The organism is Pseudomonas petrae, assembly GCF_021728295.1.
GTDB lineage: Bacteria > Pseudomonadota > Gammaproteobacteria > Pseudomonadales > Pseudomonadaceae > Aquipseudomonas > Aquipseudomonas petrae.
The window spans coordinates 219,682-245,026 of record NZ_JAKJXE010000006.1; the positions used below are offsets into that span (position 1 = coordinate 219,682).

Sequence of the window (25,345 nt, forward strand, 5' to 3'; positions counted from 1 at the left end):
ACAGGCTGTCAGGCTTCTGCCAATGGCTCGGCCCAGATGCTCACGCTCAGCGCATGCATATCACCGGGCTTGAGCGTCACGACGTCAGTCATGACGTTAGCCGTCTCAACGCACACCATGCCCTTCCAGCCATCAGACTGCATATCGTCGAAAGTTTTGGTCTTGTCGACCCACGGGTTCCAGACGATGGCCGATTGCGAGCCCGTCGTTTGAATCTGAATCCGGCGTTTCCATTGCGGGTCGACCACTGAGATCAGGTCGGGCGTGTCCTGGTAAATACGGTCCGTCTCGCCGGTGAACGTGATGTCACCCACCTGTACGTTCTGGGTCTCCCAGCTTTCCAGTGTGTTCAGGTACTCGACGCCATCCAGCCCTTCGATGCTGATCTGGCTCACATCACTCACCGCGAAATAACTGTGCAGCGCCTGACTGAGCGTGACGTCTTCAGCGCCAGCGTTGAAGCTCACCAAACTGACATTCAGCGCGGCATCCAGGCGGATATGCAGCTTCAGGCCAACAGCGTGCGGCCAGCCTGGCAACTGTCCTTCGGCCTGGGGCTGGATGAATTCGACGATCAATGCGTCGCCGTCCTCACCCACGCCCATCAACTCCCAGTCGATCGCCCGGACTTCGCCGTGGGCCTTCGCCGGTTCGTCGCTCTCGCGCATTGCCTGCACGCTTGACGGATTACGCTGAAAATTGCCAAACCACGGCCAGCAGATCGGCATCCCGCCGCGAATAGGCTTGCCCGATTTGAACAACGCGCCCGGGTTGGACCAGATCAGCGGCTCATCACCGTCCACCTGGTAACTGATGATGTGCGCGCCTTGTTGGGCGATTACCAGCTCCGCCTGGCCGTGGCGGATGCGCCAGCAGTTAAGCTCACCGAGCTGGAAGGATTCGACGTTTGACGTAGGCATAGGGGTACTCACTCGAAGGACAGTGACTGAATCAGACTGCGCCAAGCTTGATGAGTTTGTTGCGCAAAGCCAAGGGCGGGCACATTGACGCCCACCCTGGCTTCATGATCAGCGTCGAGCCGGCACCGAACGGGTACGGCCGCTGCCGTCGATGGCGACAAAAACGAACACCGCTTCGGTCACCTTGCGCCATTCGCTGGACAGGGGATCATCGCTCCACACCTCAACCATCATCTGAATCGAGCTGCGGCCGATTTCCAGGGTTTGGGTATAGAACGACAATTGCGCCCCCACCGCGACGGGCACCAGGAACGCCATGCGGTCGATGGCAACAGTCGCCACACGGCCACCGGCCACCTTGCTCGCCATGGCAGTACCGGCGAGGTCCATCTGGGCAACCAGCCAGCCGCCGAAAATGTCGCCGAAGCCGTTGGTTTCGCGGGGTAGGGCGGTAATCTGCAGGGCAAGATCGCCCTGCGGTATCGGATCTTCTTGTTCGAGCTCAATCATTACTGGGTTCCTCTGACCCTGCAGACCCTGTGAAAACTACTACAGGCTGGGCACCTTCGGCGTTACGCACACAATACTGCGTTAAAAGCAGGCGGAAAATGCTCATTTAGGAGCCTCTAGACTCCGCTTTTCCGCCTGCTTTTGCCTTGTCTTGCCTTCGCTCGTGACGTTTTCACAGCGTCTGCTGACTCTAGGTAGTCTTCATTTCGTTTAAAGGGAAACTCTGCGAAAACGACTTGGGCAAATGGCTTCGCACAACTTCCCTGAAGAGACCGGTTGAGTCGCGGCCGGCGAGTATATCGGGCGCGCCGTCTCGAAACGACCGCCGGTTTTCCATAATGCCTTCGCGTCATTGCAATCCATGTGCATTTGTACGCAATTTGCTATCGTGCCGGACCGACTTGGCGCACTACGCCATTTTTGGCACGCAATTTTGATGCCCGATTAACTTTTCGAGTCGAGAAATCGCGTGTGAAGCCGTTACCCACGGTTGAGTCACCGTTGATTTTTCGCCCAAAGAGAGCCTCAAAAGAGAAGCCATTGTTATGTCCTCTGTGCCTTTAAGTGCCACGCAGCCTTCGCGCCCGCTGAACCGCAACGATTACAAAACCCTTTCACTGTCTGCCCTGGGCGGAGCGTTGGAGTTCTACGACTTCATCATTTTCGTGTTCTTCGCAGCAGTGGTGGGCAAGCTGTTTTTCCCCATAGACATGCCCGAATGGCTGCGTTTGATGCAAACGTTTGGCATTTTTGCCGCCGGTTATCTGGCTCGGCCGCTGGGCGGCATCGTCATGGCGCATTTCGGCGATCTGCTGGGTCGCAAGAAAATGTTCACCCTGAGCATTTTTCTGATGGCCGTGCCGACGCTGATCATGGGCCTGCTGCCAACCTACGCGCAGATAGGCATCTGGGCGCCGCTCTTGCTGCTGTTGATGCGCGTCATTCAAGGTGCCGCGATCGGCGGCGAAGTGCCTGGCGCGTGGGTATTCGTTTCCGAACACGTTCCCGCCCGTAACGTCGGTTACGCCTGCGGTACCCTCACGTCCGGTCTGACTGCCGGGATTTTGCTCGGCTCACTGGTCGCCACCTGGATCAACAGCGTGTACTCGCCGATCGAGGTTTCGGACTACGCATGGCGTATTCCTTTCCTGCTCGGTGGTGTCTTCGGTCTGATGTCGGTTTACCTGCGCCGCTGGCTGCACGAAACCCCGGTCTTCGCCGAGCTTCAATTGCGCAAGCAACTGGCTGACGAAGTGCCGCTCAAGGCAGTGCTGCGCGATCATCGCGGCGCCGTTGTGCTGTCGATGCTGCTGACCTGGCTGCTCTCCGCGGGCGTGGTGGTGGTCATTCTGATGACCCCGACCCTGTTGCAGAAGGCCTATGGTTTCGCCCCTGCCGACACCCTGAAAGCCAACAGCCTCGCCATTGTTTTGCTGAGTCTGGGGTGTATCGGGGCTGGCGCGCTGGCGGATCGAGTCGGCGCGGGACTGGTGTTCCTGTTCGGCTCGCTCGGTCTGCTGGTGAGTTCGTGGACCTTCTACCACATGATCGGCACGCACCCGGATCTGCTGTATCCGCTGTACGCCATCACCGGCTTGTTCGTCGGCACCATCGGCGCGGTGCCGTTCGTGATGGTCAAGGCCTTCCCGCCGGTGGTGCGCTTCTCCGGGCTGTCGTTTTCCTACAACCTGGCGTACGCCATCTTTGGCGGTTTAACGCCAATGGTCGTCAGCCTGATGTTCGCTGCCAACCCGATGGGTCCTTCCTGGTACGTGGCGATTCTTTGCGCCATGGGCATGGGGATCGGTGTTTTCCTGATGAGAAGAAAGCCGGTCGAGTCCTGATCGAGGCAAAGGCAAACCTTCCCGCTGAAACCGAGGCCGCCAGTCGTAATGACTCGCGGCCTTTCATTTGATTGTCATATTCCGGTCATAGAGTGGTCACATGGCCACCATCGACGGCGGCACTCTTCACCTCGCCAGGAGCAAGGCATGACCTTCAAACGTTTGATGACGGCGCTGACTTTCGTTGCGGCGGGCGCGGCTCTCGGCAATGCTTGCGCCGCCGTCGACCCGGCGATCAAGCCCTACGTCAAAACCAGTGGTGTCTCCGGGAATCTATCCAGCGTGGGCTCCGACACCCTCGCCAATCTGATGACGATGTGGGCCGAGGCCTATAAGAAAGAATACCCAAGCGTGAACATCCAGATTCAGGCCGCCGGCTCCTCGACAGCGCCGCCCGCACTGACCGAGGGCACTGCGACACTGGGGCCCATGAGCCGCAAGATGAAAGACGGCGAATTGTCGGCCTTCGAGCAGAAGCATGGCTACAAGCCGACGGCGATTCCCGTGGCGGTGGATGCCTTGGCAGTGTTCGTCCACAAGGACAACCCGATCAAGGGTCTGACGTTGCAGCAGGTCGACGCGATCTTCTCCGCGACCCGGCTGTGCGGCGCCAGGACCGATGCAAAGACCTGGGGCGATGTGGGCGTAACGGGGGATCTGGCCGGCAAGGCCATCCAGCTGTTCGGGCGCAATTCGGTTTCCGGCACCTACGGTTACTTCAAGGAAGAGGCGCTGTGCAAGGGCGACTTCAAACCCAACGTTAACGAACAGCCCGGCTCTGCTTCGGTGGTCAGCTCCATCAGCAATTCGCTGAACGGCATCGGCTATTCAGGCATTGGTTATAAAACATCCAGCGTCCGCACCGTACCCCTCGCGAAGAAAGAGGGCGGCGAGTTTGTCGAAGACAACGAAGCCAATGCGCTGAATGGTACCTACCCGCTGGCGCGTTTCCTTTATGTGTACGTCAACAAGGCGCCGAACAAACCGTTGAATCCACTCGAAGCCGAGTTCGTCAGATTGATCCTGTCAAAACAAGGTCAGGAAGTTGTCATGAAAGACGGGTACATTCCGTTACCAGCCAAGGTCGTCAGCAAAGCCTTGGCTGATCTGGGGCTACAAGAACGGTAGCGAGCACGCTGCCCAGACAACCCTGATGCGGGGTGACAGGTTCGTCCCGCCCTAAACGATAAAGGCCTTATGGAACGAGGCTCGCAGAACACTGAACAGTCCGTTGCCCCGATTAAGGAGCGGCGGGCTTTTTTGCGTCACCTCGCTGTCATGTATTTGTCATACACAGCGGCTACGGTGTGCGCATGAATGATTTGGCCAATTCATCAATGACCGAAAACCCCCGTCCCGAGCGCATCGATTTCAATGCGCCCGAGCTGCAACGCAAGCGCAGGATTCGTGCGCTCAAAGACCGCCTGACGCGTTGGTACGTGTTGGTGGGCGGTCTTGCCGTGCTGGCCGCCATCACGCTGATCTTCTTCTACCTCGCCTACGTCGTTGCGCCTTTGTTTCAGGGTGCGAAGCTGACGCGCGACGATGCTCAGACGCCTGCCTGGATGCAGGATTCCGGCAAGCCCATGGTCCTGGTCATCGAAGAGCAGAACCAGGTCGCCATGCGCGTCTCCGACAAGGGCGAGGCGCTGTTTTTCCACCTCAAGGACGGCGGTGAGATTTCCCGTGTAGCCTTGCCCATCCCCGCTGGCGCGCAGGTCACTTCAGTGGCGCAGGATCAGCCCGGCAAGCCCTTGATCGCGGTTGGCCTGTCCAACGGACAGGTGCTGGTGTTCAAGCACGCTTACCCGATCAGCTATCCCGACAGCAAAAAAACCATCACCCCCACGATTACCTATCCCTACGGCGAGACGCCGCTGGTGCTGGATGAAGGCGGGCGGGCGCTTGAGCACGTCAATCTGAATGCCAGCGACACGACCCTGATTCTGGCCGGTGCAACCGGCACCCAGCTGCACGTGTTGTCGCTGACCCAATCCGAAAACCTGATGACCGGCGAAACCAACCGCGAGCAAAGCCGCATCGACCTGCCGCAGCTGTCAGCGGCGGTCAAAGCCATCTATGTCGACCCGCGCCAGCAATGGCTGTACGTGATCAATGGTCGCGCGCTGGTGGATGTGTTCGACCTGCGCGATCGCACGTTGAACGGTCGCTACAAACTGCTTGAAGACGCCAACGCCGAAACCACCGCCAGTGCGCAGCTGGTGGGCGGCATCTCTCTGGTGATCGGCAGTTCCAGGGGTAACATCGCACAGTGGTTCATGGCGCGGGACGTCGATGGCGAGATGCGTCTGCAGCATATTCGTGACTTCAAAATGAGTGGCGCGCCGATTTCCCAGATCACCGCCGAGCAACGCCGCAAAGGCTTCATTGCCATGGACACCGCCGGCAAGCTCGGCGTGTTCCACAGCACCGCTCACCGCACGCTGTTGATCGACCCGATTGCCAGCGGCCCGGCCGTGATGGGTTTATCGCCACGGGCGGATCGCATCATTGTTGAAGACAGCGGCAAGCTGCTGCCTTTGAGCCTCGACAATCCGCACCCGGAGATTTCCTGGAGCGCGTTGTGGGACAAGGTCTGGTACGAGAACTACGACGAACCCAAATACGTCTGGCAATCCACCGCGTCCAACAGTGATTTCGAGCCCAAGCTTAGCCTCGCGCCGCTCACTTACGGCACGCTCAAAGCCGCGTTCTACGCCATGCTGCTGGCCGCACCGATCGCCGTCGCTGCGGCGATCTACACTGCTTACTTCATGGCGCCGCGCATGCGCCGCAAGGTCAAGCCGATCATCGAGCTGATGGAAGCGATGCCGACCGTGATTCTCGGCTTCTTCGCAGGGCTGTTCCTGGCGCCGTATCTGGAAGGGCACCTGCCGGGGATTTTCAGTCTGTTGATCTTCACCCCCATCGGCATCTTGCTGGCGGGCTTTGGCTGGACGCGCCTGCCTGACTCGATTCGCCAGCGGGTACCTGAGGGTTGGGAAAGCGCGATTCTGATTCCGGTCATTCTGCTGATTGGCTGGGCCTCACTGAGCATGAGCCCGCACCTGGAGAACTGGTTCTTTGGCGGCGACATGCGCTCTTGGATCAACGACCGGGGCATCCTCTACGATCAGCGCAACGCATTGGTGGTCGGAATCGCGATGGGCTTTGCGGTCATTCCCAACATTTATTCGATTGCCGAGGACGCTGTGTTCAGCGTGCCGCGGGGCCTGACGCTCGGCTCGCTGGCCCTCGGCGCCACGCCGTGGCAGACGCTGGTTCGTGTGGTGCTTCTCACGGCCAGCCCGGGGATTTTCTCTGCGCTGATGATCGGCATGGGGCGTGCTGTCGGCGAAACCATGATCGTACTCATGGCCACCGGCAACACGCCGATCATGGACATGAACCTGTTTGAAGGCATGCGCACGCTGGCGGCCAACGTAGCGGTGGAGATGCCCGAGTCGGAAGTGGGCGGCAGTCATTATCGCGTGCTGTTCCTCGCCGCTCTGGTGCTGCTGATGTTCACATTTGTCATGAATACCTTGGCAGAGCTGATTCGTCAGCGCCTGCGCAAGCAGTATTCGTCTCTCTAGGGCAGGTTGAAACCGATGAAGCAGACCTCCCTCAAGCGATGGTTCAACAGTGGCGGCCCCGGCGTCTGGCTGAGCGCGGGTGCGGTATCCATCGCGGTGATCATGACCATCGGCCTGCTGGCGGTGATCGCCGTGCGCGGGCTGGGACACTTCTGGCCCGCCGATGTCATTTCCGCGCAGTACGACGTTCCCGGGCAGGAGAACCATGTGCTGGTGGGCGAGCTGGTTCAGTCTGAACAAGTGCCGCGCGCCAGGCTCAAGGCCGCCGGGTTGCCAGTCCCTGATCAGGGGCCCGAGTTCATGACCCGCGATCTGTTCAAGGTCGGCAACCGGGATATCAGCCCCAGCGATTTCAACTGGGTCATTGGCGAGTGGCTCAAGGATCAGAGCAAGCCAGCGGAGGTGATGACGCTGGAGCGCCGCGAGTGGGGCAACTTCTACGGCTATCTGGTCAACGTCAAGGAAGACGGCAAAGTCGTCGCGGAAGGCGAAGCCGCATGGCCGCAACTGCAGGCGCGTATCGAGCGTGTGCAGGGCATTTCCGATCAACTGGACGACCTGGAGAAGGGCGAGATCGGCGCGATCAACCATGGCATCGAGCGGCTGCGTCTGCACGCCCGCAAGCTTGAGCTCAACGGCGAACTTGATGCAGCGGCCCAGGCCGACATGGCCACTGAACGCGCCGAATACGACGCCCGCTACAAGGACGTCGAATCGCGGCTGGGCGCGTTGCACGCCGAATACAATCGCGACAGCCTGACGGCGCGTGACGCCAACGGCAAAGAGATCGAGATCAGCATCGGCAAGGTGGTTCACGCGTATCAACCCAACGCCATGGGCACGATGACCAAGCTGGGGTTCTACTTCCAGAAGCTCTGGGAGTTCCTCAGCGACGACCCACGCGAGGCCAACACGGAGGGCGGGATTTTCCCGGCGATCTTCGGCACCGTGATGATGACGCTGATCATGGCCGTCATCGTGACGCCCTTTGGCGTGCTCGCGGCTGTGTATCTGCGTGAGTACGCCCGCCAGGGCGTGATGACGCGCTTGATCCGCATCGCCGTGAACAACCTCGCGGGCGTTCCCGCGATCGTCTACGGCGTGTTCGGGCTGGGCTTTTTCGTTTACGTGCTGGGCGGTTCTCTGGATCAGCTGTTCTTCCCCGAAGCCCTGCCGGCGCCGACGTTCGGCACACCGGGCTTGCTGTGGGCGTCACTGACCCTCGCACTGCTCGCCGTGCCGGTGGTGATCGTCGCCACCGAAGAAGGTCTGGCGCGTATCCCGCTGACGTTGCGCGAGGGCTCGCTGGCTCTGGGCGCGACCAAGGCCGAAACGCTGTGGAGGATCGTTTTGCCGATGGCCAGCCCGGCCATGATGACCGGCCTGATTCTGGCCGTGGCGCGGGCGGCGGGTGAAGTGGCGCCGCTGATGCTGGTGGGTGTGGTCAAGATGGCGCCGTCTCTGCCGCTGGACGGCAATTACCCGTACCTGCACCTCGACCAGAAGATCATGCACTTGGGTTTTCATATTTACGACGTCGGCTTTCAAAGTCCCAATGTCGAGGCCGCACGCCCGCTGGTGTACGCCACGGCGCTGTTGCTGGTGTTGGTGATTGCGCTGCTGAACCTGTCGGCGGTGACGATTCGCAACCGCCTGCGCGACAAATACAAGGCCTTTGAAGACTGAGGCAGCTACAAGCGGCAAGAAGGCCAGCTGAAAGCCGCGTACTGTATTTGCATCAAACTTGCAGCTTGCAGCTTGCAGTTTGCAGCTTGCAGCTCAACGCGTGCAGCTCAACGCTGGCAGCTACGAACGGAGAGAGACCATGCAACACGAACCCCACGCCCACGGCATCAACATGTCGGCCCTGGGTCGCAAGCGCCAAGTACTGGATCTGGCGAACGAAGCCGTTGCGCTGGAAGTGCCGGGGCTGGATCTCTTCTATGGCGAGAAGCAGGCGCTGTTCGACATCCGCATGAACATCCCGAAACAACGCGTCACCTCGTTCATCGGGCCGTCCGGGTGCGGCAAGTCCACCTTGCTGCGCACCTTTAACCGCATGAACGATCTGGTGGACGGCTGTCGCGTCCAGGGCGAGATCAAGCTCTATGGCCACGACATCTACACCAAGGGCGAAGACGTTGCCGAGTTGCGTCGTCGGGTCGGCATGGTCTTCCAGAAGCCCAACCCGTTCCCCAAGACCGTTTATGAAAACGTGGTCTACGGGCTGCGTATTCAAGGCGTGAACAAGAAGCGCGTGCTCGATGAAGCCGTCGAATGGGCGTTGCGTGGCGCCGCACTGTGGGACGAGGTCAAGGACCGCCTGCATGAGTCGGCGCTCGGACTTTCCGGTGGTCAGCAGCAACGTCTGGTGATCGCCCGCACCATCGCCGTCGAACCCGAGGTGCTGCTGCTCGATGAGCCGTGCTCCGCGCTCGACCCGATTTCGACCCTGAAAGTCGAAGAGTTGATCTACGAACTGAAATCCAAATACACCATTGTGATCGTTACCCACAACATGCAGCAGGCTGCGCGCGTGTCGGATTACACCGCGTTTCTGCACATGGGCAAGGTGGTCGAATACGGGGACACCGATACGTTGTTCACCAATCCGACCAAAAAGCAGACTGAAGACTACATAACCGGTCGTTACGGCTAGCACGTGTTTCGTCAGCCTTGAACCACCGCGCAATTAATCGGACGGACACTCATGATCAAAGACAGCCATACACATCACATCTCCCAGCAGTTCAACGCTGAACTGGAAGAAGTTCGCAGCCACCTGCTGGAAATGGGTGGTCTGGTCGAGAAGCAGGTCAACGACGCCGTCACCGCGTTGATCGAAGCCGACTCGGGCCTGGCCCAGCGAGTGCGCGAGGTGGACGACCGCATCAACCAGATGGAGCGCAACATCGATGAAGAGTGCCTGCGCATTCTGGCCCGTCGTCAGCCTGCCGCTTCCGACCTGCGTCTGATCATCAGCATCTCCAAGTCGGTCATCGACCTTGAGCGAATCGGCGATGAGTCCACGAAGATCGCCCGGCGTGCGATTCAGCTGTGCGAAGAGGGTGAGTCGCCGCGCGGTTACGTCGAAGTGCGCCACATCAGCGATCAGGTCAGCAAGATGGTGCGCGATGCACTGGACTCGTTCGCCCGCTTCGATGCCGATCTGGCGTTGTCGGTTGCGCAGTACGACAAAAACATCGACCGCGAATACAAGACCGCATTGCGTGAGCTGGTCACCTACATGATGGAAGATCCGCGCTCGATCTCCCGAGTGTTGAACGTGATCTGGGTCTTGCGTTCGCTGGAGCGCATCGGCGATCACGCGCGGAACATCTCCGAACTGGTGATCTACCTCGTGCGCGGTACCGACGTTCGCCACCTTGGCCTCAAGCGCATGCAGGAAGAAGTCAAAGGCCTGACCGCCGAAAGGATTAATGTTCTGGACACGCCTGACGATAAATAAGATTGCCTGAGAAAAAACGCCTGGCGACCGCCGGGCGTTTTTGTTTCTCCGGTCTGCCCGTAGTTTTCAAGTCACCCGCGAATAAAAGTCCCGGTGTCGTCAAACAGTTTGGCAGCTGGCCACCCGCCAGCGAATGCTCGCCATTTACGGTGAACACGCCATCAGGAGCGTCGATGAGTAAAGTCAGTGTATTGGTGGTGGATGACGCACCGTTCATCCGCGATCTGGTCAAGAAAGGCCTGCGCAACGCCTTCCCGGGAATCGCTCTGGAAGACGCAGTCAATGGCCGCAAGGCGCAAGTCCTGCTCAGCCGGGAAGTGTTTGATCTGGTGCTTTGCGATTGGGAAATGCCCGAAATGTCCGGGCTGGAATTGCTGACCTGGTGCCGCCAGCAGGACAACCTGAAGACCATGCCTTTCATCATGGTCACCAGCCGTGGCGACAAGGAAAACGTGATCCAGGCGATTCAGGCCGGCGTCTCGGACTTCATCGGCAAGCCGTTTACCAACGAGCAGCTGCTGACCAAGGTCAAAAAAGCGCTGCACAAGGTCGGCAAGCTCGACGCGTTGATGTCCAGTGGTCCGGCTCGCGTCAATGCGGCGTTTGCCAATGACTCGCTCAGCGCCCTGACGGGTAATCGCCCCGAGGTCGTCAACACGGCGCCCGCAGCTTCTGCGGCACCCCAGGCCGCTCAGCCTCTGGCCCAGCCGATGGCCAATGCTGCTCCCGCCGCCGCACCCACGGGGCGTGGTCAGGGTCAGTTGCGTCTTCCGAGCGGGACCCAGCCCTGCGTGATCAAGGCGCTGACGCTCAAGGAAGCGTCACTGCTGGTCCGTCGTGGCGACGTCCTGCCGCAGATCCTCGAAAGCGCCGTGCTCGATCTGGAGCAGGGTGAAAACGCCGAGGTCGCGCGTCTCAATGGCTATCTGCACGCGATTGCCGCGTTTGAGCAGAAGCCAGACAGCGAGTGGCTGCAGGTCACCTTCCGCTTCGTCGACAAGGACACCCAGAAGCTTGATTACCTCTCGCGCCTGATTGCCCGTGGCACAGCGCAGAAGCACTTCGTGCCGGGTGCCTGATTCGCAAGCCAGTTCGCTGCGCGCACGCGCAGCGTCTGGACGATGGGCATGTCAGCGCAGGCGAAGAACGGTCTGACGAAACGCACGCCTACCCTGCATAGAAATTGCAATTCCGATCGCGCCCCGTCCTGACGCGATTTCCTTGACGCTTCGTCTATTACCGATTGATTCGGATGAGTCCAATTGCGTCGGCATCGCTGTTAGGCTGGGCGCCAATCGTCCACTCACCAGGTCTATCCCGATGTTAGAGCGCGTGCTGGTTGTCTGTGCCTTACTGCTGGCCACGCAGACCGCCGGGGCAGTCACGATCTATCGGTTCACCGATGCTAATGGCGTTGTGTCGTTTACCGACCAGCCTGTACGTGGCGCGCAGGTGATGAAGCTTCGCGAGCGCATGGTCGAGCGCATCGACAGCCAGGTGCGCCTGAGCGTCAAGAAAGCCAACGGCAGCGACAGCCTGTACGTGCGAAACGACCTTTACGCGCCTGTCGAAGTCGAGCTGCGTCTGGCCGGGGTGAAGAACGTGGTGGGGGTATCGGACCAAGTCATTCGCCGCACAATTGCGGCGCGCAGCAACGAACGCCTCATCGCCCTCAGCCCGCAAGTCGCCAGCAAGGCCATGACCTACAAGCCCAGTCTGCGATCAATCGTGGGCGACCCGCAGCGGGGCGTCTCGGCGAGTGGATTTGCCTATCGCTATCCGTTGCCGTGGGTGGGCGGGCCGTTTCGCATCAGTCAGGGTGCCAATGGGTCCTACAGCCACATAGGGGCCAAGAGCCGCTATGCGATCGACATCGCGATGCCCGAAGGCACGCAGATCATCGCTGCCCGGGGCGGTACCGTGGTCAAGACCGAGAATGCCCAGTCGGGCCGAGGCGCAAATCCATCGGGCAACTTCGTGCGCATCCTGCACGACGACGGCACGATGGGCGTTTATCTGCATCTGCAGCAGGGATCGGTGAGCGTCAAGGAAGGCCAGCATGTGGCAGTGGGCGCGCCGCTCGGGCGCTCCGGCAACACCGGCAACAGCACCGGCCCGCATTTGCACTTCGTGGTGCAACGCAATGTCGGGCTGGCGCTGGAGTCGATTCCGTACGAATTCTCGCAACCGGTCCAGAGCCTGCCTAACTTCGCGATTGGCGGGAATTAAACCTCTGTCAGCAACGCGCTACCTGATGTAGGAGCGCGCTTGCCCGCGATCTGGCGCGCAGCGGCAGCAAGATGGCACATCCAGGATCCTGCCAGCGGCGAGGTCAATCCAGCTTCAACACTTTCGCCAGCACGATCTTCGGGCCTTTCATCTTTTTGATGATGATGCGCAGGCCTTCGACTTCCATGACCTCCTCTTCCTCAGGCACGCGCTTGAGGCTGTCGTAGATCAGGCCTGCCAGGGTTTCGGCTTCAACGTGGTCCAGATCGATACCCAGCAGGCGCTCGACCTTGAACAGCGGCGTGTCACCACGTACCAGCAGCTTGCCCGGCTGATAAGCCAGGATGCCGCGCTCGGCCTTGCGGTGTTCGTCCTGAATGTCGCCCACCAGCACTTCCAGCACGTCTTCCATCGTCAGGTAGCCGATGATCTTGCCGTCGGCCTCTTCGACCAGCGCAAAGTGCGCACCGCCCTGACGGAACTGCTCCAGCAGACGCGACAACGGCATGTGCTTGGACACGCGCTCAAGCGGCCGCGTGAGCTCGGCGAGGTTGAAGGATTCGGGAAGGTGATCCAGCGCCGCCAGCTCCAGCAGCAGGTCCTTGATGTGCAACAGGCCCACAAATTCATTGCGGTCAGAGTCGTACACCGGATACCGGCTGAACTTGTGCCGACGGAACATGGCGAGGATTTGTTTAAGCGGGGCGTTGAATTCCAGCGAGACCATGTCTTCGCGGGAATTTGCCCAGTCCACCACTTCCAGCTCGCCCATTTCCACAGCGGAGGCCAGCACGCGCATGCCCTGGTCGCTCGGGTCCTGACCGCGGCTTGAGTGCAGGATCAGCTTGAGTTCTTCACGGCTGTAATGATGCTCGTGATGCGGGCCGGGCTCGCCCTGGCCTGCGATGCGCAGAATGCCGTTGGCGCTGGCGTTGAGCAGGTAAATGGCCGGGTACATCGCCCAGTAGAAGAGGTACAGCGGCACCGCCGTCCACAGCGACAACAGTTCGGGTTTGCGAATAGCCCAGGATTTTGGCGCCAGTTCACCCACCACGATGTGCAGGTACGAAATCATGAAAAAAGCGCTGAAGAACGACACGCCCTTAACGACTTCAGGCGACTCCACGCCAACCGTCTCAAGCAACGGCGCCAGCAAGTGCGCGAACGCCGGCTCGCCCACCCAGCCCAGACCCAGCGACGCCAGCGTAATACCCAGCTGGCAAGCCGACAGATAAGCGTCCAGCTGGCTGTGAACGGTGCGCAGAATGCGTCCGCGCCAGCCGTTGTTGTCGGCAATGGACTCGACGCGGGTGGAGCGCAGTTTGACCATGGCGAACTCGGCCGCAACGAAAAATCCGTTGAGCAGAACCAACACCATTGCGAAAAGAATCATGCCGAAATCGGCGAAGAGTGAAGCCAGGCTAATACCAGGGGAAGGGTCCATGATTGGGTTTTGCAGGTTCCGTTTTGAAGTGTGGAATGAAACAAGCCCTCACAATTGGAGGGCACAAGGGACGCAATTTAGCGGCTATCTACCGGCTTGCCTAGGCTTTGGTCATCTGGGCCGGGGCAAAGTTGCAGATAAACACACTGCCCTTGCCGGGGACGCTGTTGATTTCCAGTGCCGCGCGGTGGCGCAGCAACACGTGCTTGACGATCGCCAGGCCCAGGCCTGTCCCGCCGGTGTTTGACGCGCGGCTGGAATCGACGCGGTAGAAGCGCTCGGTCAGGCGCGGAATGTGTTTGCTGTCGATGCCGATGCCGGAGTCCTGCACGCTCAGGTGCGCGCCACGGCCGTCACTCCACCAGCGGATGCGGATCTTGCCCTCGGCCGGCGTGTATTTGACCGCGTTGAAGATCAGGTTGGAGAACGCGCTGCGCAGCTCCGCCTCGCTGCCCTTGAGGCTGACGTCACTTTCCAGCTCCAGGGTGATCTGCTGATTCTTGCTCCCCGACAGCGCCTGAGCATCGTTGGTGATGCTTTGCAGCAGCGACGACACGGCCACGGGCTGGTTATCGGACGGGTAATCGGTGGCTTCCAGCTTGGCCAACAGTAATAGGTCGTTGAGCAGCGTCTGCATGCGTCCGCCTTGCTGATGCATTTGCTGCAACGCACGGACCCAGCGCGGATTCACTTCTTCGACGTTATCCAGCAGCGTTTCCAGGTACCCGCAGATGACCGTCAGCGGTGTGCGCAGCTCGTGGGACACGTTGGCGACGAAGTCTTTGCGCATCTGCTCCAGCTGATGCATGCGCGTCACGTCTCGCACCAGCATCAAATGCTCGTTGTTGCCGTAGCGGGTGATCAGCATCTGAATGCGCAGGCGGTCATTGAACGGCGAAGGGATCTCCAGCGGCTCGGCGTAATTGGCGTGCTCGAAGTACTCCTTGAAGCGCGGGTGGCGCACAAGATTGGTCACCGGCTGACCGCTGTCCTGGGGTGTCTTCAGGCCCAGTAAGGTCTCTGCCGCGCGGTTCCACCATTCCAGGTTACCGTCGCTGTCGAGCATGATCACGGCATCTTTCAATGCGGCGGTGGATTCCTGGACACGGTCGATAACCGCTTGCAGGCGGCCACGCACGCGCTGGTCACGACGTTGCAGATGGTAAATGCTGTCGAAGACTTCACCCCACAAGCCATAGCCATCGGGCGGCGGCTCGTCGGGTTTGTGATGGCGAAGCCAGTCATGCAGGCGAAGCAGCTGTTTGAGGGTCCAGGCCAGATAAAGCCCCAGACCGATTGCCAGACACCCGCCGTAATGCCCGCTGATCAAACCGGCCAGCAGCGAGGCTGTGACCAACATCAGCAAGTGGCGGATCAGGGTGCCATGCCAGTTGTGATTCAATTAACGCGTCCTTGTCTTCAGCGGTCTGAATCGCTGCCAAAAGCTTTTTCAGCTTTTGGTGGAGAAACGGTAGCCAGTACCGCGGACGGTTTGTACCAGATTTTCGTAAGCCTCGCCGAGGGCTTTGCGCAGACGCCGGATGTGGACATCCACGGTGCGCTCTTCCACGTAGACGTTTCCGCCCCAGACCTGATCGAGCAACTGCCCGCGGGTGTAGGCGCGTTCCTGATGGGTCATGAAGAATTGCAGCAGGCGGTATTCAGTCGGGCCCATCTCGGCAGGTGTGCCGTCGATGGTCACGCGGTGGCTGATCGGGTCCAGCAGCAGACCGCCCACTTCGATCGGCGATTCGCCATCGTTCGGGGCAGCCCGACGCAGCACGGCTTTGAGCCGGGCGACCAGCTCGCGGGGAGAGAAGGGTTTGGTGATGTAATCATCGGCGCCGACTTCAAGGCCCTGGATCTTGTTGTCCTCTTCGCCTTTGGCCGTGAGCATGATGATCGGGATGTCACCGGTCAGCTCGTCACGCTTCAAACGGCGGGCCAGCTCGATGCCGGATGTGCCGGGCAGCATCCAGTCCAGCAGGATGAGGTCCGGCTTGCGGTCGACGATAACAGCGTGGGCCTGTTGCGAATTCTCAGCCTCAATGCAGTCATAGCCGGCCATTTCCAGTGCGACGGCAATCATTTCGCGAATGGGCGCTTCGTCGTCGACGATCAGAATACTCCTGCCAGCCATGCCTCGAACCTCATGTCATTTAACTGTCTTGGGGCGCATTAGATAACGGAATTATTGCAGTCGTGTGACAGGTTAGTTCGAGCTAGGCGTATTCGCCGGTCTAGCGCTAAGCTGGCGACTTGTCCTACAAGAAATGTCCATCCAGCGACAAACAAAAAGAGGATTCATCCATGGCTAAAATTTCTACCGCTTTGATGCGCCTTTTGGCAGCAGCAGCGTTGGCGTCCTCCGGCATGGCATTCGCTGCCGCGCCAGCGATGACCACTGACGGCATGCTCACTGATCATAAAAGCATGACCCTCTACACCTACGACAAAGACACGTCAGCGGGCAAATCCGTCTGCAACGATCAATGCGCAACCAACTGGCCGCCGCTGACTGCCACAACAAGCGACAAGCCTGAAGGCGACTGGACCATCATCAAGCGCGATGACGGTGCTTCGCAGTGGGTTTACAAGGGCAAGCCGCTGTACACCTTCAAAAATGACAAAGCCGCTGGTGATAAAACCGGCGACGGCAAGGGTGACGTCTGGCACATCGCCAAGCCGTGATCTGAGCCTTCAACCGCTGCGCTGGCCCGAATCGGTCAGCGCAGCGCGTAGGCCGCCACGATACCGACAAAAATCGCCAGCCCCGCCCAATGGTTATGCAGAAAAGCCTTGAAGCACGCTTGAGGGTCTTTATCGCGCGTCGACCAGAACTCCCAGGCGAAGCATCCCGCCGCTACCAGCAGGCCGATGAAGAAATACAGGCCCAGCTCGAAGCGCGTACCCGCCAGCATCAGGCAGAACAACGCCAGGCATTGCAGCGTCAGGATAATCACCCGATCCGCGTCGCCGAACAGCACCGCGGTGGATTTCACACCGATCTTCAAGTCGTCCTCGCGATCCGTCATCGCGTAATACGTGTCGTACCCAACCGTCCACAGCAGATTGGCGATGTACAGCAGCCACGCGGCCGCCGGCAGCTCGCCGGTCTCAGCGGTGAACGCCATTGGCATGCCCCACGAGAACGCGGCGCCAAGCACCACTTGCGGGTAGTAGGTGTAGCGCTTCATAAAGGGGTAACACGCCGCGAGGGCAAGACCGCCGAAAGACAGCCAGATCGTCGTAGCGTTGGTGAACAACACCAGCACAAAGCTCAGCGTCACCAGCACTGCGAACAGAATCAGCGCTTCTTTCGACGTCACCCTGCCACTGACCAACGGCCGCTGCTCGGTACGTTTGACGTGGCCGTCCACCTTGCGGTCGGCGAAGTCGTTGATCACGCAGCCCGCCGCGCGCATCAGGAACACACCGATGACGAAAATCAGCAGCGTGCTCAGGGATGGTGAGCCTTTGCCGGCAATCCACACGGCCCACAAGGTTGGCCACAGCAACAGGTAAATGCCGATAGGCTTGTCGATGCGCGTGAGCTGGATGAAGTCCCAGGCGCGCGGGTGCAGACGGTTCAGGGATTTGAGCAACGACAGGTACATCAGCGGCCCTCTTGGGCGAGCAGGGGAAGGTTGGCTTCGATGGCGCGCCATGCGGTGGGTAGAAATACTTCTGCCACCAGAATGCTGAGAGTCCCACGGCTGAAACAGGAGCGGCGTCCCCACAAACCCTGCTGTGCATCAGTCTCGGGCAGCCACTGTGCAGGATAGCGGCAGACCTGCAGCGTGCCGCGGGCGAAGGCTTTATCGCTGAACAGTAGCTCGCCCAGCGACCGGGTGCCGAGTTCGTCCATGTGCAAGCCGTCATGCTCCAGCGCGCTGCGGGCGGCGACACTGCGGGCAAACACCCATCTTTCATCGCGGCCAAGCAAATAGACCTCACGCACCCAGCCTTCGCTGCCCTCAGGCAAGTGCAGCGCGGCGCATTCATACTCACGCAGGCGCTGCCAGCCTTCGAACTGCGGCTTGACGCAAAAGCGGTCGTCAGAGAGCCGGGTCAGGCGTCGGGTCAGGGAATCTTCGTGGAACAGCCACTCAAGAACGACGGGCGAGGGTGCTTCGATCAACTGATCGCGCAAAAGCCACTCGGGCGCTGGAAATGCAGGGGTTTGCTGGATCACGGGAGACAAACACAGGCGGCAATCGAGGCGGCGAGCTTAGCATGATTGCGATTTTTGACCGACGACCGGAGCACTGGCCATTTTTGCGCTGAGGCACCGGACGCCTTCCCGGCTAAAGCCAGTCCTACTGGCGACATGCGGTGTTAGTAGGACCGGCTTCAGCCGGGAAGAGGCCGGTGTGTGTGCCATCAATTTTGCGGTGTGATGCCCGACGCCTTCCCGGCTAAAGCCAGTCCTACTGGCGATATGCGGAGTATTAGTGGGACCGGCTTCAGCCGGGAAGAGGCCGGTGTGTGCGCCATCAATTTTGCGGTGTGACGCCCGACGCCTTCCCGGCTGAAGCCAGTCCCACTGGCGATATGCGGTGTTAGTAGGACCGGCTTCAGCCGGGAAGAGGCCGGTGTGTGTGCCATCAATTTTGCGGTGTAACGCCCTACGCCTTCCCGGCTAAAGCCAGTCCTACTGGCGATATGCGGTGTTAGTAGGACCGGCTTCAGCCGGGAAGAGGCCGGTGTGTGTGCCATCAATTTTGCGGTGTGATGCCCGACGCCTTCCCGGCTAAAGCCAGTCCCACTGGCGATATGCGGAGTATTAGTGGGACCGGCTTCAGCCGGGAAGAGGCCGGTGTGTGCGCCATCAATTTTGCGGTGTAACGCCCGACGCCTTCCCGGCTAAAGCCAGCTCCCACTAGAAAGTGCACGCGTTGTGAATCGATGAAACTTGCGTCATGGCGCTGTGATCAGTAAAAGGCCTGACCTATTCGATAAACTTCGCGAAGACAGCGGAGCGTCTGGGACGTCTAGCCTGAAACCAAGAGAATCGAGCGATGAAAAAGTGGCAATGCGTAGTCTGTGGCCTGATTTACAACGAAGCCGACGGTTGGCCGGATGACGGCATCGCGCCGGGCACGCTCTGGCAGGATGTGCCGGAAGACTGGCTGTGCCCTGATTGCGGCGTCGGCAAAATGGATTTTGAAATGATCGAAATCGGCTGATCCGCCGACTTCCACGACCCCTCTGGAGAAATGAATGAACGCACCTGTCGTGATCATCGGTACCGGGCTGGCCGGCTACAACCTCGCTCGCGAATTTCGCAAGCTGGATGGCGAGACGCCGCTCTTGCTGATCACCGCCGATGATGGCCGTTCGTACTCCAAACCCATGCTCTCCACCGGTTTTGGCAAAAACAAGGATGCCGACGGCCTGAGCATGGCTGAGCCGGGCGCCATGGCCGAGCAGCTCAAGGCCGAGGTGCGCACGCACACCCGCGTCAGCGGCATCGATCCAGGTCACAAGCGTCTGTGGATCGGCGAAGAAGCGGTGGCCTACCGCGACCTGATTCTGGCCTGGGGCGCGGAAACCGTGCGGGTGCCGGTGGCGGGTGACGCTGCCGACGCCATATTCCCGATCAACGATCTGGAGGACTACGCGCGTTTCCGTGCCGCAGCCTCTGGCAAGAGGCGGGTGCTGATTCTGGGCGCAGGCTTGATCGGCTGCGAGTTCGCCAATGATCTGATCCTGGGCGGTTACGAAATCGACTTGGTTGCGCCGTGCGAGCAGGTGATGCCGACGTTGTTGCACCCTGCGGCTGCCGCAGCGGTACGGGCCGGACTTGAAAGCCTGGGCGCGCGTTTTCATCTCGGCCCCTTGCTGACACGGCTTGATCGTGCCGACGACGGGCTCGAGGCGCACCTGTCCGATGGCGAGGTATTGCATTGCGATCTGGTGGTGTCGGCCATCGGCCTGCGTCCCCGCACTGATCTCGCCGCAGCGGCGGGCCTGGAAATCGGGCGTGGCGTGGTGGTCGACCGGCATTTGCAGACCTCCCACGCAAACATCTATGCGCTGGGCGACTGCGCTGAAGTCGATGGGTTGAATCTGCTCTACGTCATGCCGCTGATGAACTGCGCCCGAGCATTGGCGCAGACTCTTGCTGGCACACCCACACCCGTCAAATATGGCCCGATGCCGGTTACGGTGAAAACGCCGGTTTGCCCGCTGGTGGTATCCCCGCCGCCCAAGGGCTCGGAAGGTGTCTGGACCGTGGATGGTGAGGGTGCCGACATCAAGGCGCTGTGCTGCGACAGCGACGGCAACCTGCTGGGTTACGCGCTGACAGGCGCTGCGGTGATGGACAAGCTCGCCCTGAACAAGGCCTTGCCCCCGCTGCTGGCATGATTGACAGTCGTTCTGTCGGATAAGCCATCTTTTAGTTGAAACAAACGTGGCCCACGTACTGGCGCGGGTCCCGGTGGCGTGCCATTCTCATTCCGGTCTGCCGCAACGTAGAGCTGTTGCGGCACCTGCTCGCTGTCCGCAAGGGCTGCACGGGACATAAAAACAAAAAACCGTAAAAGAGGCTTCATATGCGTAAACCAGAACTCGCAGCGGCTATTGCCGAGAAAGCAGATCTCACCAAAGAACAAGCCAATCGCGTCCTCAACGCGGTGCTCGACGAAATCACCAACGCGCTGCACAAAAAGGACAGCGTCACGCTGGTTGGCTTCGGTACTTTCTTGCAACGCCATCGTGGCGCCCGCACCGGTAAGAACCCTCAGACCGGTGAGCCCGTCAAGATCAAGGCCAGCAACACAGTGGCATTCAAGCCGGGCAAGTTTCTCAAAGACAGCGTTAACCCGGACGCGGCAAAGCCAGCGAAACCAGCCAAGCCGGCTGCAGCCGCCAAAGATGCCAAGCCTGCCAAGGCCGCAGCGGCCAAAGTACCTGCAGCAAAGAAAAAGTAATTCGCTGAGCGCTCTGCGGAGGGCGAGCAGCGGGGAGATGGGCATGCCGATCGGTCGGCATGCCCATTTTTTTATGGGCGGCGAATCAACCTGCGCGGCCCTGCGCGTTTCGTCTAGCCCGCCACTTTGCGACTGACCGGTTCTGTTTGCTCGCCGGTCAATCAAGCTCGCTACACTGCGGCTGGTCACCCTGACCGCCGCTGATCCCATGAGGCCCATGCATGAAGTTTCGTTTTCTACTCTGGATGTTGGGCTTCTTGATGGGCCGCGCCAGTCGCAATAATCCCGCTTTTCAGCAGCAACTCGCGGGGAAGGATCTGGCTTTCCAGTTGCAGACGGCTGACGGCTGACGGCAAGATCGCCCGGCATTTCATCGTGCGCGATCAGCGCGTCAAGAGCCGCGCCGGCACCTTTGCGGCGCCTGCTTTCGTGATTTCTTTCAAGGATGCCGATTACGGCTTTGCCACCCTCCAGGCCCGGAACAAGCAACTCGCTTTCATGCAGGGCATTCAGGACAAGAACATTCTGGTCACCGGCAACGCGGGCCTGGTGATGTGGTTCCAGGGGCTGACCAAGTATTTGAAGCCGAGGAAGAAGAAGGTCGTGGGCTGAGCGACGAAGCCTATGATTTAACAGATTCAGCACTGAGCTGGCTGCTGATCCAACGTCCGATAAAGATACCGACCCCAACACGAACCTGCAGGAGCCGGCTTGCCGGCGAACGCGGTTTGTCAAGTATGAACATGCTGACTGACACAGTGCATTCGCCAGCAAGCCGGCTCCTGCAATTGCTCCTCAGCCTTCCTCAGCCTTTCTCGGACACTTCGAAGTCAGCTGAACTGCGAGGCCAGCTCCCGCAACATCACTTCGGCCTCCAGCACTTTGTTCACGACGTCCTGTGCTTTCTCGCGGGACAGATTCAGACGCTCAAGCAGTTCGTCCGGAATGCTTTCCAGAGGGCCTGAGCCGATGCCTTCGTTGCGCAGCAGTCTCACAGCCAGGCACACCAGGTTTGCATACTTGTGATGCTCACCTGCGTAATGCGGGTCGTGCTGAAAACGCAAGGCGATGACCAGCTCCTCCGGCATGTCCCAGTTGCGCATCAGCCAGGAGCCGATCTGCTCACGGGTGATGCCCAGCAGGTGCTGCTCGACGTAACTGTGATGCAGATGCGGATTAACTTCGATCTGGCGGCAGATCAGCGAAAAGTGTGGCGGAAACACATGCGCCAGCAGCAGATAGCCGAAGTTGTGCAGCAAGCCGGCGAGGTACGTCAGGCCACTTTCCGGGCGCTCGGCACGGGGCATGGCGCGGGTCAGGCCTTCGATGACCGCAGCCGTGTAGATCGACTGCTGCCAGTACGGCGTCGCCTGCTGCGGATGATCCTTGGGCAACGCCAGGGTTTTGCCCAGTGCCAGACCGAGCGCCAGATTGATCACCAGATCAAAACCCAGCACGCGAACGATGGCATCTTCCACTGAGCGGATTTTGCCGGCGGAGCCGTAATACGGGGAGGCCGCCCAGCTCACCACCTGTGCCGCCAATGCCGGGTCGGTTTCCACCACGCCGGTAATGTCGTCGATGGTTGCGTCGGGGTCGACACGCAGCTTGATGATCTTCTGCGCCGTGTCGGCCAATGGCGGGATTTCCACCGTGGATTCCAGACGCTGCTGGATACGCCGGGCAGTGAAGTTCTGTACCGCTTTGGTGATCTCCTCGCGGTCGTCATCGGGACGCGTGAGGTTGGGCGTGACGGACGTCACCGGTTCGCCAAAGCGGGCGGCGCTGGCCTTGGTCAACAGCGTCCTGAAGTCCTTGGTGCTGATTTCCAGCAAGAGGCCCGGCTCACCGGAATCGATCAGCACAGTCGGGCCGGACAGAATCCGCTCTTCATACAGGCAAGGCGAACTGGTCAGCGAAGGCAGGCCGGGCAGCGTGCCCAGTTTATGTTTTTGCAGCATGAGTTCGAGCGACTCTTTCGGAAGCGCTTTCAACTTGCGGCCGGTCAACTCTGTGATGCGATTGAGGTCGAGCAAATGGTTCTGTGGAAACAGGATAAACAGCGCGCCGACTGAGTCGTCGACCAGAATGGCCTGCAATTTCTGATCAAGCGGAAGAGACTCGTCGTCAGTCACTTCACGGAAGTTGATAGCGGCTTTGCCCAGCAGCTGCCGAATGACAGAAGGGCAGTGTGGGGTTGCGTCAATGTGGGCAACTTCTGTCATGGCCTGTATCCAGATTCCTACAATCGCTGAAGTATAACCAGCTTAGTTGTTATAGAGGTGAGACACCCTGTTATTGCGTTGACTGCTTCACACTTGGCCGTATTGCTGGCCATGGCGGAGCCAGCGTTCCAGCAGCGGACTGACATGTTGCGGCCAGCGCTCAAGCAGCGCCTGGGCGGCGTCCCTGACTGCCGGCAGCAAGTCTGCATCGCGCATCAGGTCAGCCACTTTGAACTGCAGCAGCCCTGTCTGACGCGTGCCGAGCATCTCGCCCGGCCCGCGCAGCTCCAGGTCTTTTTCAGCGATGACAAAGCCGTCGTTGGTTTCACGCATGATGCCCAGCCGCTGACGACCGATCTGCGAAAGCGGCGGGTGATACAGCAGCACGCAATGGCTGGCGGCGCTGCCCCGACCAACTCGCCCGCGTAATTGATGAAGCTGCGCAAGGCCCAGGCGTTCGGGGTTTTCGATGATCATCAGGCTGGCATTGGGGACGTCCACGCCGACCTCGATCACCGTCGTGGCGATCAGCAGATTCAGATTGCCCTGCTTGAATTCGGCCATGACGGCGGCTTTTTCGGCGGGCTTCATGCGCCCGTGAATCAAGCCGACCTTGAGCTCGCCCAGCGCGCTTGTCAGTTCCTCGAACGTGGTTTCAGCGGCCTGACACGTCAGCTCTTCGGACTCCTCGATCAGCGTGCACACCCAGTACGCCTGCCGGCCTTCGGCGCACGCATTGCGTACGCGCTCGACGACTTCGATACGTCTGCTGTCGACCACCAGCACGGTGTTCACTGGCGTACGCCCGGGTGGCAGTTCGTCGAGGATCGACGTGTCGAGGTCGGCGTAGGCGCTCATCGCCAGCGTGCGCGGGATGGGGGTGGCGGTCATGATCAACTGATGCGGACACATCGAGCCGCCGACGCCTTTCTTGCGCAGGGCCAGACGTTGCTGAACGCCGAAACGGTGCTGTTCGTCGATGATGACCAGCGCGAGGTTTTTGAACTGCACCTCGTCCTGAAACAGTGCGTGGGTGCCGACCACCATCGGCGTGCCGCCGGCGATCTGCGCCAGTGACGCCGCCCGCGCCTTCCCTTTGAGTTTGCCCGCGAGCCACGCCGTCTCGATGCCGAGAGGCTCCAGCCAGCGGGTGAAATTGATGAAATGCTGCTCAGCGAGGATCTCGGTGGGCGCCATCAGTGCAACCTGATAGCCCGCCTCCAGCGCCTGTAACGCCGCGAGGGCTGCGACGACTGTTTTGCCAGCGCCCACATCGCCCTGAATCAGCCGCAGCATCGGCTCGTGCTGACTAAGGTCGTAGGCGATCTCGTTGCCGACGCGCTGCTGCGCACCTGTGGGCGGGAATCCGAGGTTGGCGAGGAATTTCTTCGGCAGGCGTTTCGCCGGTGGCAGTGCAGGCGCGCGTTGCGAGCGCAGGCTTTCACGCAGGCGTTGCTGGGAAAGCTGGTGCGTCAGCAGCTCTTCGAACGCCAGTCGGTGCTGCGCCCAGTGATGGCCCAGCGCGAGTTCTTCGACGTCGGCATCGGCAGGCGGGTTGTGCAGGTAGTGAATGGCGTCAGCCAGGGGCGCGAGTTGATAGTCGCGCGCCAGCTCATCCGGCAGCCAGTCAGGCAGGCTCTTGGGGCCGAGCATTGACAGGCTCTGCTGACACAATTGCCGCAGGCGCTGCTGAGTAAGGCCTTCGGTCGTGGGATAGATCGGCGTCAGCGTCTGCTCGACAGCGACCGGCTCATCGCCGGTGATTGCGCGGTATTCCGGGTGGTAGATCTCAAGCCCCGAAGCGCCGGGCCGGGCTTCGCCGTAACAGCGCACGTGGGTACCGCGCTTGAGGCCGTCCTTCTGCGCGTTGCTGAAGTGGTAAAAGCGCAGGCTCAACACGCCGGTCCCGTCGCCAATCCTGACCAGCAAACTGCGGCGCTTGCCCATGACCACGTCGGCGCCGCTGACCACACCTTCGATCACCGCGTCCTGGCCCGGGCGCAACTCGCCGATGGGCACAACGCGAGTCCGGTCCTGATAACGCAACGGCAGGTGAAACAGCACGTCCTGAATATTCTCAAGACCGACTTTCGCCAGCTTTTCAGCCATTGCCTCACCGACGCCTTTTAGCGCCGTGACCGAGACATGAGACAGCTCCGTCATACCGTCC

20 protein-coding genes and 2 pseudogenes are annotated in these 25,345 nt (G+C 60.2%); 13 read left to right on the forward strand and 9 right to left on the reverse strand.

Annotated elements, in window-relative coordinates; translation table 11 throughout:
* Positions 1-8: 8 nt before the first annotated feature.
* Positions 9-920, reverse strand: coding sequence for a D-hexose-6-phosphate mutarotase (locus L4G42_RS12485; RefSeq protein WP_237250116.1), 912 nt, complete (start codon positions 918-920; stop codon positions 9-11).
* A 108-nt stretch (positions 921-1,028) separates the two neighbouring features.
* The gene (locus L4G42_RS12490; protein ID WP_093466337.1) at positions 1,029-1,430 is read right to left on the reverse strand and encodes an acyl-CoA thioesterase; all 402 of its coding nucleotides are present in this window, start codon (positions 1,428-1,430) and stop codon (positions 1,029-1,031) included.
* A 545-nt stretch (positions 1,431-1,975) separates the two neighbouring features.
* Between L4G42_RS12490 and L4G42_RS12495 the strand changes: the two genes are divergently transcribed.
* The 8 genes from L4G42_RS12495 (at position 1,976) to L4G42_RS12530 (ending at position 12,568) form a co-directional block, all read left to right on the forward strand.
* The gene (locus L4G42_RS12495; RefSeq protein ID WP_237250115.1) at positions 1,976-3,274 is read left to right on the forward strand and encodes an MFS transporter; all 1,299 of its coding nucleotides are present in this window, start codon (positions 1,976-1,978) and stop codon (positions 3,272-3,274) included.
* Between the two features lie 147 nt (positions 3,275-3,421).
* Positions 3,422-4,402, forward strand: coding sequence for a phosphate ABC transporter substrate-binding protein PstS family protein (locus tag L4G42_RS12500; protein ID WP_237250114.1), 981 nt, complete (start codon positions 3,422-3,424; stop codon positions 4,400-4,402).
* A gap of 185 nt (positions 4,403-4,587) precedes the next feature.
* Complete coding sequence (locus L4G42_RS12505; protein WP_237259227.1) at positions 4,588-6,870, forward strand: ABC transporter permease subunit; 2,283 nt, start codon at positions 4,588-4,590, stop codon at positions 6,868-6,870.
* A gap of 15 nt (positions 6,871-6,885) precedes the next feature.
* Entirely contained in the window at positions 6,886-8,556 is a 1,671-nt protein-coding gene (gene pstA, locus L4G42_RS12510) for a phosphate ABC transporter permease PstA (RefSeq protein WP_237250112.1), read from the forward strand.
* A 139-nt stretch (positions 8,557-8,695) separates the two neighbouring features.
* Positions 8,696-9,529, forward strand: coding sequence for a phosphate ABC transporter ATP-binding protein PstB (gene pstB, locus L4G42_RS12515; RefSeq protein ID WP_065988194.1), 834 nt, complete (start codon positions 8,696-8,698; stop codon positions 9,527-9,529).
* A gap of 51 nt (positions 9,530-9,580) precedes the next feature.
* Positions 9,581-10,339, forward strand: coding sequence for a phosphate signaling complex protein PhoU (gene phoU, locus L4G42_RS12520; RefSeq protein ID WP_133773894.1), 759 nt, complete (start codon positions 9,581-9,583; stop codon positions 10,337-10,339).
* Positions 10,340-10,512: 173 nt separating this feature from the next.
* Positions 10,513-11,418: a response regulator gene (locus L4G42_RS12525; protein WP_237250111.1), complete on the forward strand. Its 906-nt coding sequence runs from the start codon at positions 10,513-10,515 to the stop codon at positions 11,416-11,418.
* 241 nt (positions 11,419-11,659) lie between these two features.
* Positions 11,660-12,568 (forward strand): peptidoglycan DD-metalloendopeptidase family protein, encoded by a 909-nt coding sequence (locus tag L4G42_RS12530; protein WP_237250110.1) that lies wholly within the window; start codon positions 11,660-11,662, stop codon positions 12,566-12,568.
* Between the two features lie 103 nt (positions 12,569-12,671).
* Here L4G42_RS12530 and L4G42_RS12535 read toward each other — a convergent pair whose 3' ends face one another.
* From L4G42_RS12535 to phoB, 3 genes are all read right to left on the reverse strand, one after another.
* Positions 12,672-14,012: a hemolysin family protein gene (locus tag L4G42_RS12535; protein ID WP_237250109.1), complete on the reverse strand. Its 1,341-nt coding sequence runs from the start codon at positions 14,010-14,012 to the stop codon at positions 12,672-12,674.
* A gap of 100 nt (positions 14,013-14,112) precedes the next feature.
* A complete protein-coding gene (gene phoR, locus L4G42_RS12540) occupies positions 14,113-15,372 on the reverse strand; it encodes a phosphate regulon sensor histidine kinase PhoR (protein ID WP_237250316.1) in 1,260 nt (419 codons plus the stop codon).
* Between the two features lie 90 nt (positions 15,373-15,462).
* The gene (phoB, locus tag L4G42_RS12545; protein ID WP_065988205.1) at positions 15,463-16,152 is read right to left on the reverse strand and encodes a phosphate regulon transcriptional regulator PhoB; all 690 of its coding nucleotides are present in this window, start codon (positions 16,150-16,152) and stop codon (positions 15,463-15,465) included.
* A gap of 170 nt (positions 16,153-16,322) precedes the next feature.
* Here phoB and L4G42_RS12550 point away from each other — a divergent pair, with 170 nt between their 5' ends.
* Positions 16,323-16,703 (forward strand): COG4315 family predicted lipoprotein, encoded by a 381-nt coding sequence (locus L4G42_RS12550; protein WP_237250108.1) that lies wholly within the window; start codon positions 16,323-16,325, stop codon positions 16,701-16,703.
* 35 nt (positions 16,704-16,738) lie between these two features.
* Here the strand turns inward: L4G42_RS12550 and ubiA are convergent, their stop codons facing one another.
* Both ubiA and L4G42_RS12560 read right to left on the reverse strand, forming a co-directional pair.
* The gene (gene ubiA, locus L4G42_RS12555) at positions 16,739-17,629 is read right to left on the reverse strand and encodes a 4-hydroxybenzoate octaprenyltransferase (protein WP_237260843.1); all 891 of its coding nucleotides are present in this window, start codon (positions 17,627-17,629) and stop codon (positions 16,739-16,741) included.
* On the reverse strand, positions 17,629-18,207 hold the full coding sequence (locus L4G42_RS12560) for a chorismate--pyruvate lyase family protein (RefSeq protein ID WP_237250106.1): 579 nt from the start codon (positions 18,205-18,207) through the stop codon (positions 17,629-17,631). The genes ubiA and L4G42_RS12560 overlap by 1 nt, the downstream gene beginning before the upstream one ends.
* Before the next feature lie 826 nt (positions 18,208-19,033).
* Between L4G42_RS12560 and L4G42_RS12565 the strand changes: the two genes are divergently transcribed.
* From L4G42_RS12565 to L4G42_RS12580, 4 genes and pseudogenes are all read left to right on the forward strand, one after another.
* Positions 19,034-19,201: a rubredoxin gene (locus tag L4G42_RS12565; protein ID WP_032856748.1), complete on the forward strand. Its 168-nt coding sequence runs from the start codon at positions 19,034-19,036 to the stop codon at positions 19,199-19,201.
* 34 nt (positions 19,202-19,235) lie between these two features.
* Positions 19,236-20,384 (forward strand): NAD(P)/FAD-dependent oxidoreductase, encoded by a 1,149-nt coding sequence (locus L4G42_RS12570; protein ID WP_237250105.1) that lies wholly within the window; start codon positions 19,236-19,238, stop codon positions 20,382-20,384.
* Between the two features lie 188 nt (positions 20,385-20,572).
* Positions 20,573-20,842, forward strand: a pseudogene (locus L4G42_RS12575) (HU family DNA-binding protein); the annotation flags it as partial.
* A gap of 329 nt (positions 20,843-21,171) precedes the next feature.
* A pseudogene (locus L4G42_RS12580) lies at positions 21,172-21,562 on the forward strand (helicase).
* A 218-nt stretch (positions 21,563-21,780) separates the two neighbouring features.
* Here L4G42_RS12580 and L4G42_RS12585 read toward each other — a convergent pair.
* Both L4G42_RS12585 and recG read right to left on the reverse strand, forming a co-directional pair.
* Positions 21,781-23,175: an aminoacyl-tRNA deacylase and HDOD domain-containing protein gene (locus L4G42_RS12585; RefSeq protein ID WP_237259226.1), complete on the reverse strand. Its 1,395-nt coding sequence runs from the start codon at positions 23,173-23,175 to the stop codon at positions 21,781-21,783.
* A gap of 87 nt (positions 23,176-23,262) precedes the next feature.
* The gene (gene recG / locus L4G42_RS12590; RefSeq protein WP_237250102.1) at positions 23,263-25,338 is read right to left on the reverse strand and encodes an ATP-dependent DNA helicase RecG; all 2,076 of its coding nucleotides are present in this window, start codon (positions 25,336-25,338) and stop codon (positions 23,263-23,265) included.
* Positions 25,339-25,345 lie beyond the last annotated feature (7 nt).

What these genes read in the sequence shown, in the direction of transcription:
- L4G42_RS12550 (WP_237250108.1), top strand. Translation starts at nt 16,323, where the DNA reads ATGGCTAAAATTTCTACCGCTTTGATGCGCCTTTTGGCAGCAGCAGCG.
- L4G42_RS12500 (WP_237250114.1), top strand. Translation starts at nt 3,422, where the DNA reads ATGACCTTCAAACGTTTGATGACGGCGCTGACTTTCGTTGCGGCGGGC.
- pstA (WP_237250112.1), top strand. Translation starts at nt 6,886, where the DNA reads ATGAAGCAGACCTCCCTCAAGCGATGGTTCAACAGTGGCGGCCCCGGC.
- L4G42_RS12490 (WP_093466337.1), bottom strand. Translation starts at nt 1,430, where the DNA reads ATGATTGAGCTCGAACAAGAAGATCCGATACCGCAGGGCGATCTTGCC.
- L4G42_RS12495 (WP_237250115.1), top strand. Translation starts at nt 1,976, where the DNA reads ATGTCCTCTGTGCCTTTAAGTGCCACGCAGCCTTCGCGCCCGCTGAAC.
- phoU (WP_133773894.1), top strand. Translation starts at nt 9,581, where the DNA reads ATGATCAAAGACAGCCATACACATCACATCTCCCAGCAGTTCAACGCT.
- ubiA (WP_237260843.1), bottom strand. Translation starts at nt 17,629, where the DNA reads ATGTACCTGTCGTTGCTCAAATCCCTGAACCGTCTGCACCCGCGCGCC.
- recG (WP_237250102.1), bottom strand. Translation starts at nt 25,338, where the DNA reads ATGACGGAGCTGTCTCATGTCTCGGTCACGGCGCTAAAAGGCGTCGGT.
- L4G42_RS12505 (WP_237259227.1), top strand. Translation starts at nt 4,588, where the DNA reads ATGAATGATTTGGCCAATTCATCAATGACCGAAAACCCCCGTCCCGAG.
- phoB (WP_065988205.1), bottom strand. Translation starts at nt 16,152, where the DNA reads ATGGCTGGCAGGAGTATTCTGATCGTCGACGACGAAGCGCCCATTCGC.
- pstB (WP_065988194.1), top strand. Translation starts at nt 8,696, where the DNA reads ATGCAACACGAACCCCACGCCCACGGCATCAACATGTCGGCCCTGGGT.
- L4G42_RS12570 (WP_237250105.1), top strand. Translation starts at nt 19,236, where the DNA reads ATGAACGCACCTGTCGTGATCATCGGTACCGGGCTGGCCGGCTACAAC.
- L4G42_RS12565 (WP_032856748.1), top strand. Translation starts at nt 19,034, where the DNA reads ATGAAAAAGTGGCAATGCGTAGTCTGTGGCCTGATTTACAACGAAGCC.
- phoR (WP_237250316.1), bottom strand. Translation starts at nt 15,372, where the DNA reads ATGTTGGTCACAGCCTCGCTGCTGGCCGGTTTGATCAGCGGGCATTAC.
- L4G42_RS12535 (WP_237250109.1), bottom strand. Translation starts at nt 14,012, where the DNA reads ATGGACCCTTCCCCTGGTATTAGCCTGGCTTCACTCTTCGCCGATTTC.
- L4G42_RS12525 (WP_237250111.1), top strand. Translation starts at nt 10,513, where the DNA reads ATGAGTAAAGTCAGTGTATTGGTGGTGGATGACGCACCGTTCATCCGC.
- L4G42_RS12585 (WP_237259226.1), bottom strand. Translation starts at nt 23,175, where the DNA reads ATGACAGAAGTTGCCCACATTGACGCAACCCCACACTGCCCTTCTGTC.
- L4G42_RS12530 (WP_237250110.1), top strand. Translation starts at nt 11,660, where the DNA reads ATGTTAGAGCGCGTGCTGGTTGTCTGTGCCTTACTGCTGGCCACGCAG.
- L4G42_RS12485 (WP_237250116.1), bottom strand. Translation starts at nt 920, where the DNA reads ATGCCTACGTCAAACGTCGAATCCTTCCAGCTCGGTGAGCTTAACTGC.